Origin of the sequence: Arcobacter caeni (assembly GCF_003063245.1) — a bacterium.
Lineage (GTDB): Bacteria > Campylobacterota > Campylobacteria > Campylobacterales > Arcobacteraceae > Aliarcobacter > Aliarcobacter caeni.
Genome location: NZ_MUXE01000002.1, coordinates 121,845 through 140,580 on the forward strand (window position 1 = coordinate 121,845; position 18,736 = coordinate 140,580).

Consider the following 18,736-nt stretch of genomic DNA (forward strand, 5'->3'; position numbering starts at 1 on the left):
TCCAAAACTATGAAAAAGAACAATATAATATTAATAGGTTTTATGGGTGTTGGTAAGGGTACAGTAGCTCGTGCATTGGTTAAAAAATCAAATATGTTTGCTATTGATACTGATGATTTAATTGAAAGTATGGAAAACCGAAGAATCAAAAAGATTTTTGAAGTTGAGGGAGAGCCATATTTTAGAAATTTAGAAAAAAAGGCTGCTTTATGGTTGGAAAAAAGTGTTTTTGACACAATTATTTCAACAGGTGGTGGATTTTATAAACAAGAAAATATAAATAAAATTGGAAAAGTTGTTTATTTAAAATCATCATTCCAAGGTATTTTAGACAGAATAAATAATGCACCAAATGCAGAAAATAAATTGAAAAAAAGACCACTTTTACAAAATATGGAAGAGGCTTTAAAACTTTATAATTTAAGAGCAAAAGAGTATGAAAAAGTTGCAAAAATTATAGTTGATGTTGAAAATAAAGATATAAAAGATATTGTAAAAGAGATTTTAGGACAAATATAAATGAAAATAATTAATACAAAAGATACAAATTTCAAAACTGAATTTGATGGAATTTTAGCCAGAGCAAAAAGTGACATCAAAGGTGTTTCAACAATTGTTATGAATATTATTGATGAAATTGTACTTGATGGAAACACTGCTTTAAAAAGACATATTGAAAAGTTTGATAAATGGGAAGTTAAATCAGATGAAGATTTAATGATAAATCCTGCTGATATGAAAAAAGCTTATGACAATATTGATGAAAAATTAAGAGATGCTTTACATATTGCTTATAATAGAATCAAAACTTATCACGAAAAACAAATTCCAAAATCATGGTTAGATTTTGAAGCAAATGGAACTATTTTAGGACAAAAAGTGAGTGCTGTTGATAGAGCAGGGCTTTATATTCCAGGTGGAAAAGCTGCATATCCTAGTTCACTTTTAATGAATGCAATTCCAGCAATCGTAGCTGGTGTAAAAGAAATAGTTGTTTGTACACCAACTCCAAATAATGAAATAAATGAGCTTTTATTAGCTGCTTGTCATTTATGTGGAATAACAAAAGCATATAAAGTTGGTGGTGCATCAGCAATTGCTGCAATGGCATATGGAACACAAACTATTCCAAAAGTTGATGTAATTACAGGTCCAGGGAATATTTTTGTGGCAACTGCAAAAAAACTTGTATTTGGTGAAGTAAATATTGATATGATTGCAGGTCCTAGTGAAATTGGAATTCTTGCAGATGAAACAGCAAAACCTCACTATTTAGCAATTGATTTATTATCACAAGCTGAACACGATGAGATGGCAAGTTCAATTATGATTACAACTTGTGATGAGGTAGCTTTTCTTACAAGTAAGGAAGTTGAAAAGTACTTAAAAACTTTAAGTAGAGAAACAATTGCACGAAAATCAATCGAAGATAGAGGGGCTATTATAGTTGCCTCTTCTATGGAAGAAGCAATAGCTCTTATGAATGAAATTGCACCTGAACACTTAGAAGTTATGACAAAAAATGCATTTGAACTTTTACCATATATTAAACACGCAGGTGCGATTTTCTTAGGTGAAAATACTCCTGAACCAATTGGTGATTATTTAGCTGGTCCAAATCATACACTTCCAACAGGAAGTACAGCAAAATTTTATAGTCCTTTAAATGTGGAAAATTTTATGAAAAAAAGCTCAATAATTAATTTTTCAAAAAATGCTATAAATGAATTAGGTGAAGCTTGTGCCTTACTTGCTGATACAGAAGGTTTAACAGCTCATGCAAAAGCTGTTAGAGTAAGATTAGAAAATAACAATAAATAATAAGAATTAAATTAAAAAATATAAAGATTAAAGAGGAAATTATAAATGGCATCATTTAAAGATTGGTTTAATGAAGATGAAGATGATATTTTTATGGGAAGCCCAAAATCAAAGTTTTTTGATGTTTCAAGAGAAGCTTCAAAAGATATAGTTGAAGAAGAGATTGATAAAATTATTGAAAAATTAGCAGTTTTAGAAATGATTATTAGTGAAGGAAAAGGTGAAAGCTTTGATATTAATCAATACATTCAAGACTATACTTTAGATAATATGGCAGAAGTAAAAGCTATGAAAAAAGGTTTATATGTGGAATTTACTGGTGAAATCATCTGTAGATTAGACTCATAAGGTAAAGATTTAAGTGGAAGAATTAGAAAAAGTAAAAAATCAAATAAGAGAATTTGTAAGTGTTTGTAATCATCAAAAAAGTTTAGAGCTTTTAGAAAAATTAGCAACTGGAAAGATGTTAAGATCTAAACTTATTTTAAAAATTGCTGGAGTTTCACTAGAAAGTATAAAACTTTGTGCAATCGTAGAGATGATTCATGCAGCATCACTTTTACATGATGATGTAATAGATGAAGCTAATACAAGAAGAGGTCAGCCTAGTGTAAATGCACTTTATGACAATAAAACATCTATAATGTTTGGAGATATTTTGTATTCAAGAGCATTTACAGAATTATCTCAAATGGATAAAAATATTGCATATACAATCTCAAATGCTGTAACACTTTTAAGTATTGGTGAGATGATGGATGTTGATTTAACAAATACTTTTAACAAGTCTTACGACAAATATCTTGATATGATTTATAAAAAAACAGCATCTTTAATTGAAGCTTCTGCTAAAGCAGCAGCGATTTTGTCAAAAAAAGATGAAAATAAATATGCTTTATATGGAAAAAATCTAGGACTTGCTTTTCAAATGGTTGATGATATTTTGGATATTACACAAGATTCAAAAACTTTGGGAAAACCAGCAATGTTAGATTTTGTTGAGGGGAAAGTAACCATCCCTTATCTTTTACTTCACGAAAGAATAGAAAATAAAACAAAATTAGAAGCTTTATATAAAAAAGAGTTAACTAACGATGAAAGTTTATGGATTAAAGAGCAAATGACTATTACAAAAGCTTTAGAAGATTCAATTACTTTAGCAAAACAAATAGGAAATATTGCGATTGATGCTGTAAAAGATGAAAATGATAGTGAAACTTTAATATTTATTATGAAAGCAATGATTGAAAGAGAGTTTTAGATGAGTTACTTAATAATTAGTTTTTCTCACAAAAATATTGATATTAAAATGAGAGAAAAATTAGCTTTTGGTAGTGTTGAAGATAAAGATAGATTTATAAAAGTACTTTTAGAAAATGAATATACAAAAGAAGTTGTTTTATTATCAACTTGTAATAGAGTTGAAATTATTACAAGGTCATCAAATATTAAAGTAAGTGCTAAGAATATTATTGAAAAATTGGCTTCATATTCTGGACTTGATTTTGATATTTTGTATGAAAGAGCAGATATTTATGATAATGATGGAGCTGTTCATCATCTATTTTCGGTGGCTTCAGCACTTGATTCTTTGGTAATTGGCGAAACGCAAATCGTTGGGCAATTAAAAGATGCTTTTAGATTTTCACAAGCAAAAAATTACTGTTCTTCAAACATAATAAGAGTAATGCATTATGCTTTTAAATGTGCTGCAAATGTAAGAACTGCTACTTCTTTAGGAACAGGTTCTGTTTCTGTGGCTTCAACTGCTGTTGCAAAAGCAAAAGATATAATAGGCAATACAAAAGGTGTAAAAGCTTTAGTTATTGGAGCAGGAGAAATGAGTGAACTTACAATTAAACATCTTGTTTCTTCTGGTTTTGATGTAATATTAACAAGTAGAGATATTAAAAAAGCTCAAATATTAGCTTCAAGTTTTGAGGCTAATATTCGTGTTGAACCTTATAGTGAACTTACAAATTTATTAGCAAAAACACCTGTAATGATAACAGCAACATCAGCTCCATATCCAGTAATTACAAAAGAAAATGCTCCAAGTTCATCAATTGAAAGATACTGGTTTGACATAGCAGTTCCTAGAGATATTGATGAAAATATTTGTCTTAATGATTTAAGAATTTATTCAGTTGATGATTTACAAGATATAGTGAATGAAAATATGAGTTTACGAGCAGAACAAGCTAAAACAGCATATGCAATTGTAAGTCGTATGTCAGTAGAGTTTTTTGAATGGTTAAAGTCTTTAGAAATTGAACCTGTTGTAAAACATCTTTATGTTAAAGGTGAATCAATAATTGACAAAAAATTAAAAACGGCTATAAAAAAAGGTTTTATAAAAGCAGATGATGAAGAAAATATTAGAAAGCTTTGTCAAACAATAATAACTGAATATTTACATAAACCATCAAAACAATTAAAAGATATTTCAAGAAATATGGAGTGTGATATTGTAGTTGGAGCTGTTCAAAGTATGTTTGGATTAAAAAACGATTCAAGTACACCAATTAAATATAAATGTGAACATTTAATAAAAAATTAAAATAGGAAAATGATTAATGAAATTTAGTAAACTTTTTATTCCAACAACTAAAGAAACACCAAATGATGCAACTCTTCCATCTCATCAGTTTTTAGTAAGAGGTGGATTTATAGCTCAAACTGGTGCTGGTATTTATGATTTTATGCCATTGGGAAAAATTGTTTTAGATAAAATTAGAGCTATCGTAAAAGAAGAGATGGATAATGCAGGAGCAAATGAAGTTCAGTTTGGTTTTGTAACTCCGTTATCACTTTGGGAAGAATCAGGACGAGCTAATACTATGGGTTCTGAAATGCTTAGATTTAAAGATAGAAAGAATACAAATTTTGTTTTATCTCCTACAAATGAAGAGTCAGTTGTAAATATGGTAAAAAATAGAATTACTTCTTATAAAGATTTACCAATTCATCTTTATCAAATAAATATAAAATTTAGAGATGAAGCAAGACCTAGATTTGGTCTTATGAGAGGAAGAGAATTCCTAATGAAAGATGGCTATTCTTTTCACTCTAGTGAAGAAGATTTAGTAAGAGAATTTAATCTTATGGAAAGTACATATAAAAAGATTTATACAAGATTAGGTTTAGATTTTAGAGTAGTTGCTGCTGATTCAGGAGCAATTGGTGGAAGTGGTTCTAAAGAATTTCATGTTTTAGCAGACTCAGGAGAAGATACAATAGTTGTTTGTCCTGATTGTGAATATGGTGCAAATATTGAAGCAGCTACTAGAAAACCAAGAGTTTTTGATTATTCAAATTCTAAAGAATTGAAAAAAGTAGAAACTATTGATACAAAAACAATTGAAGAAGTTGCTAATTTTTTAAATATTTCAAAATCACAAACAATTAAAGCAGTTATAAAAAAAGCTATTTATGAAGATAAAACAAAAATTGTTGTTTTCTTTTTAAGAGGTGATGATGAACTTGAAGAGACAAAAGCTTGTAATGCTGTTAGTGCTTTAGAATTAGATGATGCTTCTGAAAATGAGATAAATGAAGCTGGATTAATCGCTGGTTATTGTGGAGTTTTTGGACTTCCTTCAAATATTACTTTTGTAGTTGATAATGAAATCAAAAATGCAAAAGGATTGGCAAGTGGAGCTAATGAAATAAATTATCATTTAATAAATACAGATTTATCAACACTAAATGATGTTAAATATTTTGATTTAGTTGCAGTTCAAGAAAATGATAGTTGTTCTTGTTGTGGTGGAACTTTAAAATATACAAAAGGAATAGAAGCTGGACATATTTTCCAACTTGGAACTAAATACTCAAGTGCTATGAATGCGAACTTTTTAGATGAAAATGGAAAAGCAAAACCTTTTGTTATGGGATGTTATGGAATAGGTGTTTCAAGATTAGTTGCTGCTGTAATTGAGCAAAACCATGATGAAAAAGGTTGTATTTGGACAAAAGAAACAGCACCTTTTATGGTTGATATAATTGTTTCAAATTCTAAAAAAGAAGATGAAGCAATTGCTGGTGAAAAAATTTACACAGATTTAAAAACAGCTGGGGTTCAAGTACTTCTAGATGATAGAATAAATGCAAGATTTGGTTTTAAAATGGGTGATTTTGAACTTATTGGTTTTCCATACGCAATTATAATTGGTAAAAGATTATCAGAGGGATTCGTAGAAATAGTTGATAGAAAAACTTTAGAAAAAACTGATGTTAAAGTTGAATCAGTAGTTTCAAAAATATTAGAATTAATTAAATAAAAGGATAACTTTGGAAAAAGATTTAGAAAAAAATATTGATGTTATAACAAAAGATATAACTTCTTATATTCCACATAATATTGTAGAAATAGTTAGTGGTTATGCATTTTCTTTAGTAATGGCATTATTAGTTTTTATTATTGGAAAATGGGCTGTACATAAAATCGTTTCGTTGCTAGGAAAAGTATTAAGAAAAGTAAAAGGTATGGATGAAACTCTTATTAGATTTTTAGAAAATATCGTTTATTACGCTTTAATGATTGTTGTTCTTTTAACTGCTCTTGGAAAATTAGGAGTTGAAACAACTTCATTTTTAGCGATTTTAGGAGCTGCTGGTTTAGCTATTGGTTTAGCATTAAAAGATTCTTTAGGAAACTTTGCATCAGGTGTTATGATTATCTTATTCAAACCTTTTAAAGTTGGAGATTTAGTAACAGCAGCTGGAGTTACTGGAACTATAACAGAAGTTGGTATTTTTAATTCAATTTTTTTAACAGGTGATAACCAAAAAATTATTGTTCCAAATGGAGCAATTACAAAAGGTTCAATAACTAATGTAAATGCAAATGATACGAGAAGAATAGATTTAGTTGTAGGAATTGGTTATAACGATGATATTAAAAAAGCAAAAGATGTTTTAAATACAATTATTAAATCAAATGAAAAAGTTTTACTTGATAAAGGAACAACCGTTGCTGTTTCTGAACTTGCTGATTATTCTGTAAATTTTGTAGTTCGTGTTTGGGTTAATACACCTGATTATTGGGATGTAAAATTTGCTTTAACTGAAAATATCAAAATTACATTTGATAAAGAAGGAATTTCTATTCCTTATCCTCAACAAGATGTGCATCACTATAACAAAATTTAATTTACCTTCTATTTTAGAAGAGATTCTAAAAGCCCTACAAAAAATTGGAGCAACTCCAATTTTAGTAGGTGGAAGTGTTCGTGACCACTTTTTAAATATTCCAATCAAAGATTATGATATTGAAATTTTTGGAATAAACTCCCTTGAAATTATTCAAAATTGCTTACAAAAATATGGTTGTGTTAAACTTGTTGGAAAGTCATTTGGAGTTTTAACTCTAAGAGTAAATGAGTACGATTTTGATTTTGCACTTCCACGAACTGAAAAAAAAGTTGGAAATACTCATCAAGATTTTGAAGTAATAACAAATGCAAATCTAAGCTTCAAAGAAGCAGCTTTAAGAAGAGATTTTACAATAAATGCAATAGGATATGATTTTTCTACAAAAGAGTTTTTAGACCCTTTTAATGGAATAAAAGACTTAAAAAACAGAACAATAAAACATATAAATGATAAAACTTTTGTTGAAGATTCTTTGAGAGTTTATCGAGCTGTTGGATTTGCTAGTAGATTTGATTTTAAAATAGAAGAAAAAACAAAAGAACTTTGTAAACAAATAGTGTTTAAAAATGAGTTAGATTTTTTACCAAAAGAGAGAATTTATGAAGAGTTCAAAAAACTTTTTTTAAAATCATCAAAACCCTCAATTGCTTTTGAACTGATGAGAGAATTAGGAGTTCTAAAATATTTTTCTGAGTTAAAACTTTTAATAGATTGTATTCAAGAGCCTGAATATCATCCTGAGGGTGATGTTTGGATTCATACGATGATGGCATTAGATGAAATGGCAAGAATTTTAAAAGAAGAAAAAATAGAAGATGAATATAAAAAACTTTATCTATTTTATGCAACTCTTTGTCATGATTTAGGAAAACCATTTTGTACAAAAGAGATAAATGGAAAAATAACTTCTTTTAAACATGAAAATTTAGGAATAGAACCTACAATTAGCTTTTTATCAAAACTCACAAATGAAAAAAAATTTATAGAAATAGTTTGTTCATTGGTAAAAAATCATCTTGCTCCTTTTCAATTATATAAAACAGAATCATCTTTAAAAGCTGTAAAAAGACTCTCTTTAAAAGTAAATATTGAAGATTTATGTTTAGTTTGTTTGGCTGATTGTTTAGGAAGAACAATAAAAGATAAAGAAAAATGTCCAAAAGCAACTTCTTGGCTTTTAGAAAAAGCGAAAGAGTTAGATATTCATAATGAACCTATAAGACCAATAGTTCAAGGAAGAGATTTAATAAATCTTGGGTTTAAACCAAGTAATAAATTTAAAGAAATTCTAGAATTTGCTTTTGATTTACAGTTGGATTTTCATTTAGAAAAAGAATTAATTATAAAAAAAATTATTGAAAAATATTAAAGTAATTTATTTAAGCTAAATTTTAAATAAAAACAATAAAATATGTTCAAATTTAAAAGGAGAAAAATATGAAAAAAATTATCACATTATTAGCAGTTGCTGGATTAACAGCATCTCTTTATGCAAATGAAAATACAGGTTGTGGATTAGGTTCACTTATCATCAAAAATCAAAGTACAACGGCACTTCAAGTATTAGCTGCAACTACAAATGGAACTTCAGGAAGTCAAACTTTTGGTATAACAAGTGGTACATCAAATTGTGCAAAACCAAATAATTTCGTATCAAATGATAAGTTAAATAGATTTGTTTCTGAAAATATGGATGAATTAGCAATGGATATTTCATCAGGAAAAGGTGAAACTTTATCAACTGTTGCAAAACTTATGAATGTAGAAAATACACCTGAATTTTCTGCTAAATTACAAGCAAATTTTTCAACTATTTATACAAGTGAAAATGTAACTTCAGCTACTGTTATTGATTCAATTGCTAAATATATGTAATTTCTTGAATAGAAAAAGTAAGTATTTTTTACTTACTTTTCTATTTTCTACTCTTTGTTTTTCTTCTTCAACCACAGATTCTTTTATTGAACAGACCAAACTTTATGAAAATCCATATTGGTCAAAATTATTGCATTATACAAATGGTAAAAGTGAAATAGATTCAGATAACTTTTTTATATCAAAAGATGGTAAAACTGACTTAAAAAAAGAGTTATTTGAGACTATAAACTCTTTAGAAAATGCTCAAAATAATGTTTTGTGTAGATTTCCATTAAGAGTTAAGTGGTTAAAAGAAAATATTCCATCTTTGGAAAAAGATATTGTTACTTATCCTTGTACTGAATTGGATGAATATATTTCTTCTGTTGATGCAAAATATGTGACAATGGTTTTTCCTACCGCTCATATAAATTCACCAGCTTCAATGTATGGACATACTTTTTTAAGAGTTTCTTCAAATGAAGATACACCATTAATATCAAATGCGATAAATTTTGCTGCAAAAACAGATGATACAAATGGTTTTATTTTTGCTTATAAAGGTTTATTTGGAGAATATGAAGGAAGATATTCAATTTTGCCATATTATGAAAAAATCAAAGAATATAATAATTTAGAACAAAGAGATATTTGGGAATATGATTTAGATTTAACTCAAGAGCAAATAGATAGATTGGTTTTACATGCCTTTGAATTAAAAGATTCTTACTCTGATTATTTCTTTTTTAAAGAAAATTGTTCTTATAATATTTTGTGGTTATTGGAAGTTGCAAGAAATGATTTGGATTTAGTTAGTTATTTTACTTTTAAAACAGTTCCTCTTGATTCTATTAAAATATTAAAATCATATAATTTAATTAAAGATTCAAAGTTTCGTTATTCAAATATGGGAAAAATGAAAAATATCTTAGAAAAAAAAATAGAAGATAAAGAGTATTTAAAAACTTTTGTAAATGAAAATGAACCTTTAAATGACTCATTAAGCACTGATGATAAAATATCTTATTTAGATTTTAAAATTTTGTATTTACAATACCAAAGAGCAAATAATGAATATGATAAAAAAGAGTATTTAAATAAATATTTGCAACTATTGAAACAGAGAAGTTCTTATTCTAAAGCTTCTTCTTATGATATAAAAACTCCATTTAATCCTTTAGATTCACATGATTCTGCTAAAGTGTCATTTTTTTATGATTCAACTGATAGTTTTGAATTGGGATTAAAACCAGTTTATACGGATATTTATGACATAAGTGATGGTTATTTAGAGGGTGCTTATATTGATTTTTTTGATTTAAATATTAAAAAAACAAAAGATGAAAATATTAAATTAGATAAATTTACACTTTTAAAGATAAAGTCATTAGCTCAACAAGATATGATTTTTAAACCATTTTCTTGGGGTATTGATTTAGGATATGAACATTTTAAAGACCAAAGTGATTATTTGAAAATTAAACCAGAAGCTGGTCTTACTTTTGGAAATGAAAAGAATTTTATTTATACTATGGTTGGTTCAAATCTTTATTATAAAAATAGTGAGCAATTGTATTCTCTTGGAACCTCTATTGGATTTATAACAAATCAATTCAAGGATATAAAACTAGGAATTAAATATTCTTATGATAAATATAATAAAAGTCTTGAAAATAATGAAGTTGAAATATTTACAACTTATAAAATAGATCGAAATCTTGCATTAAATATAAAATATATAAATGATGATTTATATGAAAAAGATAAAGAAAGAGTAAAAGCTGGAATCTTTTATTATTTCTAAAAGATTAAAGAAAATTTTCTTTAATCTTTTATGGTCGGTAGATTCTATTTTGACTTCCATTTACAATATGATATATATTTACATTATATTTTTTAGAGTAATATTTAAGTAACAAATGTTGTAATGTTGGCTCAATAGATGGTGTAAACCAAGCATTATTTGATATTGCAATCATATATTCTGTATCACCTAAATTTTCAAATATTTTATCTGTTGTTGCTTCATAACAAATTGCATTTCTAAATTTCTCACCTTTTATCATAAAATCAGTTGGTTCACTAGCTTTTGAATAATCTTGCGCACCTTTATAGAAAATATTATTAATAAAATCAACTAAAAATTTAGGAAAAGGAATCTCTTCTCCAAAAGGAACTAAAACAACTTTTTTAGCAATTTGTACAACGCCATTACTAAAATGATAAGAAGCATTATAAATTTGGTCATTTTCTATATAAATAGCACCCGTTATAATATCAATTTGCGTAGATAATTCTTTTAATTTTTGAAATAAGATTTCATTTCTATTTAATGGAGTTGTAAATGCAGTTTCAGGTAAAACTACTAAATCTTTATTTTGACTTATAGCATAATTTATTTCATCAAAGTTTTGTTGTTCAAGGGTTGGTTTATATTGTTTATCCCATCTTAGGCTTTGATTTACATTCATTTGTGGCATATAAATTTTAGCATTAGGATTTTGAATATAATGACCTTTTGGAAAAGATAAAGCAAACAAAAGAGGAATAATTCCCAAAATTTTGAATCTTTTTAACTTTATAATAAAATAAAATGAAATTAGAACCAAAATAAAACTAAGTTTATCAATACCAATGTACGAATCAATAAAAATTAGTTCAAATTTCATCCAATTAAAACCAAAAGGAGCAAAAAAAGTAAAAGCAAAAATAGTCAATATTCTAAAGGTTAATCTATCAAATAAAGCAAAAAAGTAAAAAATTAATCCAAATACAATTCCTATACAGATTAAAATAACAGGAGTTAGATATACCAAATCATAGTATTGTAAACTAACAGCCATCCACCAACACCATAAAATCCCTGTCATAAATCCACTAATAAATAGGGCTTTTTTAGGAATAATTAATAAAAAATACAAAGCGAATAGTGCTACGATTGTATTTAAAAATTTGATTTCTATATTGAAATAACTCAAATATATAAAAGAACTTAATAAAATGGAGCTGATGAAGCCTTTTATTATGAAGTTTTTGTTAGAATAATCGCGTTTTAGTAAAAACATAATAAACTACTTTTTAAAAGGGAATTTGATGAATACAGATTTAATAAGCTCATTGCTACCTCTAGTTGCATTATTTGCAATTTTTTACTTTTTGATTATTCGACCACAACAAAAACAAGCGAAAGCTCATAAAGAAATGGTTGCTAATTTAAAAAAGGGTGACAAAATTGTAACAAATGGTGGCTTAATTGTAGAAGTTGCAAAAGTAGAAGATACTTATTTTGTAGTTAAAAACAGTGATAATACTGAAATGAAACTTATCAAAGAGTTTGTTGCTAAACTTTTAGTAGAATAATTCTCTTCAAAATCTATAAGATATGTAATTTTACATATCTTATTTACTTCAAATTTAAAACCTAAACTAAGGAAAAAAATTGAAAATCTTTAATTATAGACTTATAATATTACTACTATGTATTATTTTTGGTGTTGTTTTCTCGATTCCATCTCTATTACAAACAAATACAGGAAAAAAAATAGCACTAGGACTTGATTTACAAGGTGGATTGCATATGCTTTTAGGTGTTAATACACACGAAGCAGTTGGTTCAAAAATCAAATCAATAGCTACAACAGTAAAATATTTTTCAGATGATGAAGAGTTGTTAATCGATGGCTTATTAATAAATGAAGATAATGTTTCATTTAGTGTATTAGACGCAGATGAAATAGTAAAAATTGATACAATGTTAAGTGGTATTAAAGGACTTGCTATTACAAAAAATGGTTTAGAATATACTATTAAATTAACTCCAGAAGATATTATTAAAACAAAAGATTTAGCAGTTGCACAAGCTGTTGAAACAATTAGAAATAGACTTGATCAATTTGGATTGTCTGAACCTAATGTTGTAAGACAAGGTGAAAGTGATATTGTTGTTGAATTACCAGGAATTAAAACAGCAGAAGATGAAAAAGCAGCGAGAGAGCTTATTTCAAAACCTGCAAACCTTGAATTAATGGCAATTGATGAAGAAAAAAATGACCAAGTTAATAATATGACAAATTCTCAAGCTTCTTCTTATGGAGATGTTATTCTTGAAGATACAAAAAATCCAAATTTAAAATATCTTGTAAAAGAGATTCCTATTTTAAATGGGTCTCAAGTAATTGATGCACAAGTTGCTTTTGACCAAGGAAATCAAGCAATTATCAATTTTACATTAAATTCAACGGGTGCTAGAATTTTTGGAGAATTTACTTCTAAAAATATTGGGAAAAGATTAGCTGTTGTTTTGGATGGAAAAGTTTATTCAGCACCAAATATACGAGAGCGAATTGGTGGAGGAAGCGGACAAATTTCAGGTGGCTTTACAGTTGCTGAAGCTGGAAATGTTGCGATTGCTTTAAGAAGTGGTGCATTACCTGCAACTGTTACTTTACTTGAAAAAAGAAGTGTTGGACCATCTTTGGGAGCTGATTCAATTAGAGCTTCATCAATAGCTTTAGTATCAGGATTTTTATTAGTTTTTGGATTTATGATTGTTTATTACAAAGGTGCGGGAATTGTTGCAAATGTTGCACTAATTGCAAATGTTTTTTTAATTATTGCAATAATGGCAATGTTTGGAGCTACTTTAACACTTCCTGGAATGGCTGGAATTCTTCTAACAATTGGTATGGCAGTTGATGCGAATATTATTATAATTGAAAGAATTAGAGAAATATTAAGAGAAGGTGCCTCTATACCAAAAGCAATAGAAGATGGATATTCAAATGCAATTAGAGCAATTGTTGACTCGAATGTTACAACTTTATTAGTTGCAGTTGTTTTATATGTTTATGGAACAGGTCCTATAAAAGGATTTGCAGTGACAATATCTATTGGTATTATAACTTCAATGGTAACTGGAATTTTAGGAACACATGGAATTTATCAAGCATTAATAGCTAAGGGTATTAATACGAAAAATACAAATAAGTGGTTTGGAGCTAAATAATGGAAATTTTCAAAACAAATAAAACTTATGGATTTATGGCAAAAAGAATACCGCTTACAGCAGTTTCTGCATTATTAATAATTATTTCACTAGTTTCTCTTTTTACTAAGGGATTAAATTTTGGTATTGATTTTGCAGGTGGAACAGTTATTCAAATAAAATATGATAAAGAAGCCCCAATTTCTGATATTAGAAATATTTTAAAAGATACTAATCACTCAAATGCAGCAATTACTAAATTTGGAAGTGACCAAGAAATAATTATTAGAATTACAGGTAGTAATAGTAGTTTAGGTAGTGACATTGGTGAAGAACTAAAAACAACTTTAGCAAATACTGGTACTTTTGAAATTAGAAGAGTTGATATGGTTGGAGCAAAAGTTGGAGGTGAACTTGCTGAAAAAGGTTTAATGTCACTACTGTTGGCTTTTGTTGGAATTATTATTTATGTATCTTTTAGATTTGACTGGAAATTTGCACTTGTTTCTTTACTTGCGTTAATTCATGATGTTATTATCGCAATTGGTGCTGTTTCTTTATTTAATGTAGAAGTAAATCTAGATATATTAGCAGCAATTTTGACACTTTTAGGGTATTCATTAAATGATACAATTATTATTTTTGATAGAATCAGAGAAGTTATTCAAACTACAAAAGAAGATAATTTAGAGAAATTAATTGATGAATCAGTTAGTAGAACTTTACCAAGAACTACATTAACATCATTAACAGTACTTTTTACAGTTTTAACTCTTTATTTATTTGGTGGAGAAATAATAAATGGATTTGCCTTTACTATGTTAGTTGGAGTAATCGTAGGTACATATTCTTCTATCTTTGTTGCTTCATCTTTCTTAGTTAATTTTAGATTCTCAATTGCTAATTATCGTGCAAAAGAAGTTGAGAAAATAAGAATTCAAAAAGAAAAAGCTAAAAATAGAGCTATGTTTGAACAAGGTTCACTTTAAAAATTGTTAGTTTAATTTCATGTTTTTTATGAGGGAAAGAGTTTTTTACTCTTTCCCTTTTTTTATTTCTTGGATTTGTTTGTTGTGATGCTTCTTACTTTATCTTTTTAGTAAAGAAAAAGTAACAAAAAGAAAAGCGTATCGAAAATTGTATTTTGAGGGATTTATTTCAATCTTCGCTAAAATTGCAAAACTCGCTGTCGCTCAAACAGTTGCAATTTCTTTACGCTCATCAATCAATAAATCTGATCCTCAAAATACAAATCGATACTATAATCCTGCTCATCTATACTTTTAAATTTTTATCAATTTTTTTTGAATAAAGAAATATCAAGAAAAAAGAGGTGAGCATTTTCAAAATAGCGTTAAAAAGAATTTATATAGATTTTTTAGCTATTTTGAATCCCTGCGAACGCTTTTCTTTTGCTAACTTTTCTTTACTAAAAAGAAAAGTAGAATCCTCAAAGAATAAGAAATGTATAATCTTACTAAGAAATAATCGATAAAAGAGATTTATGGAAGAAATAAAAAAATATACTTGTAAATATGAAAGTTGTAATAAAGAATTTGATGAAAAAGAATTTCAAATAACAAAAAATGAAAATAAATGTATTTTACATTGTGAAAAAGATGATTCTAAAAATATGAATTTTTGGAATGAATTTAGTAGCTATATAGATAGTGATAGTAAAGAATCAATCAAAATTTCAAATTTTATATTTCCATGTGTATATAAAGAAAATTTTGAAGAATTATTAAATAAAAATTATTCTCAAATAAGTTTTTATGAGTGTCAATTCAATAATATAGATTTAAACGGCATGATTTTTAATTCAAATATTTTATTTAAAGAAAATATCAATTTTGAATACACAACATTTGAAAAATTAGCAATTTTCAAGAATTCAAATTTTGAAAAAGAATTAACCTTTGGAATATTAATTTACAAAATTACAATAGCATATTTAATCTACCAATTAATCATCTCAATAAGACAAAACACAAGAAGAAAATAAGACATCTAAAATATTCCAAAGAACCATAAAAAGGAATTTTTTATCATTTTTTAGCTAAAATAAAAGCCTTAACAAAAGCAAAAATTATAAAAGGATAAAAATGGATTGGGGTAAAGTAACCTATATTTTCTTTTCACTAATGTCTTTAACTACAACTGCTGGTTTCTTATATGAACCAAATGCTATCGCACTATTTATCGCAGCTGGGGTTAATGTAATCTCTACAATATTAAAACTTGGAGTTAAAAACCTACTTGCTGCTGAATTATTAGCTAGTTCGTTGGTTGCTGATTTACACTTAATTCCTGCATTTATGGTACTTACATTTTCAAATGATTTACCTTTAGCTATTTCTTTAGCAATTGGTGCAGTTGTTGCTAATGTGTTTTCTATTGCTTTAGCTTTAATAGAAAGTTCAAAAAGTCAAAATAAGGATGAGTTTTAATGGAATATATTTCAAAAGAGATTGAAAAGAAATGGCAAAATTTTTGGAGTGAAAACCAATCTTTTGAACCAAGTGATGATCAAACAAAAGAAAAAAAATATATTTTAAGTATGTTTCCATACCCAAGTGGAAGAATTCACATGGGACATGTAAGAAACTATTGTCTAGGAGATGCTTTTGCTAGACATTTTAGAAAATCAAATTTTAATGTTTTACATCCAATTGGTTGGGATAGTTTTGGAATGCCAGCAGAAAATGCAGCAATAAAACATAAACTTCATCCAAAAAAATGGACTTACGAAAATATTGATTATATGAGAGATGAGTTAAAAGCTTTAGGATTATCTTTTAGTGAGACAAGAGAATTTGCAACAAGTGACGAACTTTATACAAAATGGGAACAAGAGTTCGTTATAAAAATGTATGAAGCAGGAATCATCTATAGAAAATCTGCAACAGTAAACTGGTGTCCACACGATTTAACAGTTTTAGCAAATGAACAATTAGAAGATGGTTGTTGTTGGAGATGCGGAACAGAAGTTGTACAAAAAGAGATGCCAGGATATTATGTAGGAATTACAAAATATGCTCAAGAATTACTTGATGATTTAGAATTATTAAAAAATGATTGGCCAAGTCAAGTTTTAACTATGCAAGAAAATTGGATAGGAAGAAGTGAAGGCTTAGAATTTAAATTTGAATTATCAAAAGATTCAAAAGTAAAACTTGAAAGACAATTTTCTAAATATACTGTATTTACAACAAGACCTGATACTATTTATGGAGTTTCATATTCAGCTTTAGCCCCTGAACATCCAATTGTAAAATATATACTTGAGAATAAGCTTTTACCTGATAATAAAATAAAAGCAATCAAAGAGATGCAAAAAATTACAGAAAGAGATAGAGCAACTCAAGATAAAGAGGGTGTTTCTTTAGAAATAGATGTAATGCATCCTTTAACTGGTGCAAAAATTCCTGTTTGGGTGGCTAATTTTGTTTTAGCATCTTATGGTGGAGGTGCTGTTATGGCAGTTCCAGCACATGATCAAAGAGATTTTGAATTTGCTAAAAAATATGATTTACCAATTAAACAAGTAATTGTAGGAGCTGATGGAATAATTGCGAAACAAATAGAAGCATATACAAATGAAGGCACTTTAATTGATAGTGAAGGATTCACAGGTTTATCAAATATAAAAGCAAAAAAAGCAATTATTTATCATTTTGAGCAAAACTCTTTAGGTGCAAAACAAGTTAATTTTAAACTAAGAGATTGGGGAGTTTCAAGACAAAGATATTGGGGTGCGCCAATTCCTTTTGTACATTGTGATACTTGTGGATTAGTTCCTGAAAAAACTGAAAATTTACCTATTGCATTACCAGAAGATGTAGAAATTACAGGTGAGGGAAATCCACTTGATAATCACCCAACATGGAAACATTGTGCTTGTCCAAAATGTGGCAAACCAGCACTTAGAGAAACAGATACTTTAGATACTTTTGTTCAATCATCTTGGTATTTTTTAAGATATGCAACAAATCCAAAATCTTGGAATGAAGTTGGTATTTCAAAAGCTGATAGTGATTATTGGATGGATGTTGATCAATATATTGGTGGAATTGAACATGCAATTTTACACCTTTTATATGCTAGATTTTTTACAAAAGTATTAAACGATTTAGGTTATACAAATTCAAGAGAGCCATTTAAAAGATTACTTACTCAAGGTATGGTTTTAAAAGATGGGGCAAAAATGTCTAAATCAAAAGGAAATGTTGTTGATCCTGATTCAATAGTTGAAAAATATGGTGCGGATACTGCAAGATTATTTATGATGTTTGCAGCACCTCCTACAAAAGAGCTTGAATGGAATGATAGTGCTGTTGATGGAGCATATAGATTTATTAAAAAATTCTATGAAAGAGCTGCTAATGTTACGAAAAGTGGTTTAGAAACTTTTGCTAGTCTTGAACATTCATCTTTGTCTAAAGATGAAAAAGAAGCTAGAAAAAAAGTTTACGATGCTTTAATTAAATCAAATGAAGTATTTAATAAAACTTATACTTTTAATACTTTAATTGCTTCTTGTATGGAAGCTTTAAATGCATTACAAGCTCAAAAAAATGAAGCTGTTTGGGTTGAGGGTTATTATATTTTAACTAATATTTTAGAACCAATTATTCCTCATGCTTGTTGGGAATTATCCAAACAGTTATTTAATCTTGAGAATTTTAACAAAGAACTTATTGTAAAAGAAGAAGTTTTCACTTTTGATTCTATAATTTTAGCAGTTACTGTAAATGGTAAAAAAAGATGTGAAATCGAAGTCTCTCCTGATGCTTCAAAAGAAGAAGTTTTAGCTCTTGCAAAAATAGCAGCTGCTAAATGGTTAGGGAATAGTGAATTAGTTAAAGAGATAGTTGTTCCAAATAAACTTGTGAACTTTGTAATAAAAGGATAACA

Annotated in this window: 17 protein-coding genes; 16 read left to right on the forward strand and 1 reads right to left on the reverse strand. The window is 27.6% G+C overall.

Annotation, left to right across the window (positions count from 1 at the left end):
- Positions 1–9 precede the first annotated feature (9 nt).
- The 10 genes from B0174_RS01955 (at position 10) to B0174_RS02000 (ending at position 10,639) form a co-directional block, all read left to right on the forward strand.
- Positions 10–519: a shikimate kinase gene (locus B0174_RS01955; protein ID WP_108557962.1), complete on the forward strand. Its 510-nt coding sequence runs from the start codon at positions 10–12 to the stop codon at positions 517–519.
- Positions 520–1,821 carry a histidinol dehydrogenase gene (gene hisD, locus B0174_RS01960; RefSeq protein ID WP_108557963.1) on the forward strand — a complete coding sequence of 434 codons (1,302 nt, stop codon included), beginning with the start codon at positions 520–522 and terminating at the stop codon, positions 1,819–1,821.
- A 45-nt stretch (positions 1,822–1,866) separates the two neighbouring features.
- The gene (locus B0174_RS01965) at positions 1,867–2,169 is read left to right on the forward strand and encodes a DUF2018 family protein (protein WP_108557964.1); all 303 of its coding nucleotides are present in this window, start codon (positions 1,867–1,869) and stop codon (positions 2,167–2,169) included.
- Between the two features lie 13 nt (positions 2,170–2,182).
- Positions 2,183–3,082, forward strand: a complete 900-nt coding sequence (locus B0174_RS01970) for a polyprenyl synthetase family protein (protein WP_108557965.1) — start codon at positions 2,183–2,185, stop codon at positions 3,080–3,082.
- Positions 3,083–4,381, forward strand: a complete 1,299-nt coding sequence (gene hemA / locus B0174_RS01975; protein WP_108557966.1) for a glutamyl-tRNA reductase — start codon at positions 3,083–3,085, stop codon at positions 4,379–4,381.
- Positions 4,382–4,397: 16 nt separating this feature from the next.
- The gene (locus B0174_RS01980) at positions 4,398–6,104 is read left to right on the forward strand and encodes a proline--tRNA ligase (RefSeq protein WP_108557967.1); all 1,707 of its coding nucleotides are present in this window, start codon (positions 4,398–4,400) and stop codon (positions 6,102–6,104) included.
- A 10-nt stretch (positions 6,105–6,114) separates the two neighbouring features.
- Positions 6,115–6,975, forward strand: a complete 861-nt coding sequence (locus B0174_RS01985) for a mechanosensitive ion channel family protein (protein ID WP_108557968.1) — start codon at positions 6,115–6,117, stop codon at positions 6,973–6,975.
- A complete protein-coding gene (locus B0174_RS01990) occupies positions 6,950–8,347 on the forward strand; it encodes a CCA tRNA nucleotidyltransferase (protein ID WP_108557969.1) in 1,398 nt (465 codons plus the stop codon). Before B0174_RS01985 ends, B0174_RS01990 begins: the two co-directional genes overlap by 26 nt.
- A 68-nt stretch (positions 8,348–8,415) precedes the next feature.
- Positions 8,416–8,853: a DUF3015 family protein gene (locus B0174_RS01995; protein ID WP_108557970.1), complete on the forward strand. Its 438-nt coding sequence runs from the start codon at positions 8,416–8,418 to the stop codon at positions 8,851–8,853.
- Positions 8,854–8,857: 4 nt separating this feature from the next.
- Positions 8,858–10,639, forward strand: a complete 1,782-nt coding sequence (locus B0174_RS02000) for an Lnb N-terminal periplasmic domain-containing protein (RefSeq protein WP_228156394.1) — start codon at positions 8,858–8,860, stop codon at positions 10,637–10,639.
- A 28-nt stretch (positions 10,640–10,667) separates the two neighbouring features.
- On the opposite strand, the gene B0174_RS02005 is transcribed toward B0174_RS02000, so the two are convergent.
- A complete protein-coding gene (locus tag B0174_RS02005; RefSeq protein ID WP_108557972.1) occupies positions 10,668–11,900 on the reverse strand; it encodes an apolipoprotein N-acyltransferase in 1,233 nt (410 codons plus the stop codon).
- Between the two features lie 25 nt (positions 11,901–11,925).
- On the opposite strand from B0174_RS02005, the gene yajC reads away from it, so the two are divergent.
- The 6 genes from yajC to leuS all read left to right on the forward strand — a co-directional run bounded on the left by yajC (position 11,926) and on the right by leuS (position 18,734).
- Positions 11,926–12,195, forward strand: a complete 270-nt coding sequence (gene yajC, locus B0174_RS02010; protein ID WP_407641244.1) for a preprotein translocase subunit YajC — start codon at positions 11,926–11,928, stop codon at positions 12,193–12,195.
- Between the two features lie 79 nt (positions 12,196–12,274).
- Positions 12,275–13,840 carry a protein translocase subunit SecD gene (gene secD / locus B0174_RS02015; protein WP_108557974.1) on the forward strand — a complete coding sequence of 522 codons (1,566 nt, stop codon included), beginning with the start codon at positions 12,275–12,277 and terminating at the stop codon, positions 13,838–13,840.
- Complete coding sequence (gene secF, locus B0174_RS02020) at positions 13,840–14,808, forward strand: protein translocase subunit SecF (protein ID WP_108557975.1); 969 nt, start codon at positions 13,840–13,842, stop codon at positions 14,806–14,808. The genes secD and secF overlap by 1 nt, the downstream gene beginning before the upstream one ends.
- Before the next feature lie 515 nt (positions 14,809–15,323).
- On the forward strand, positions 15,324–15,824 hold the full coding sequence (locus B0174_RS02025; RefSeq protein WP_108557976.1) for a hypothetical protein: 501 nt from the start codon (positions 15,324–15,326) through the stop codon (positions 15,822–15,824).
- A gap of 100 nt (positions 15,825–15,924) precedes the next feature.
- Positions 15,925–16,269: a DUF6394 family protein gene (locus tag B0174_RS02030; RefSeq protein WP_108557977.1), complete on the forward strand. Its 345-nt coding sequence runs from the start codon at positions 15,925–15,927 to the stop codon at positions 16,267–16,269.
- Positions 16,269–18,734: a leucine--tRNA ligase gene (gene leuS, locus B0174_RS02035; RefSeq protein WP_108557978.1), complete on the forward strand. Its 2,466-nt coding sequence runs from the start codon at positions 16,269–16,271 to the stop codon at positions 18,732–18,734. Before B0174_RS02030 ends, leuS begins: the two co-directional genes overlap by 1 nt.
- Positions 18,735–18,736: the final 2 nt, after the last annotated feature.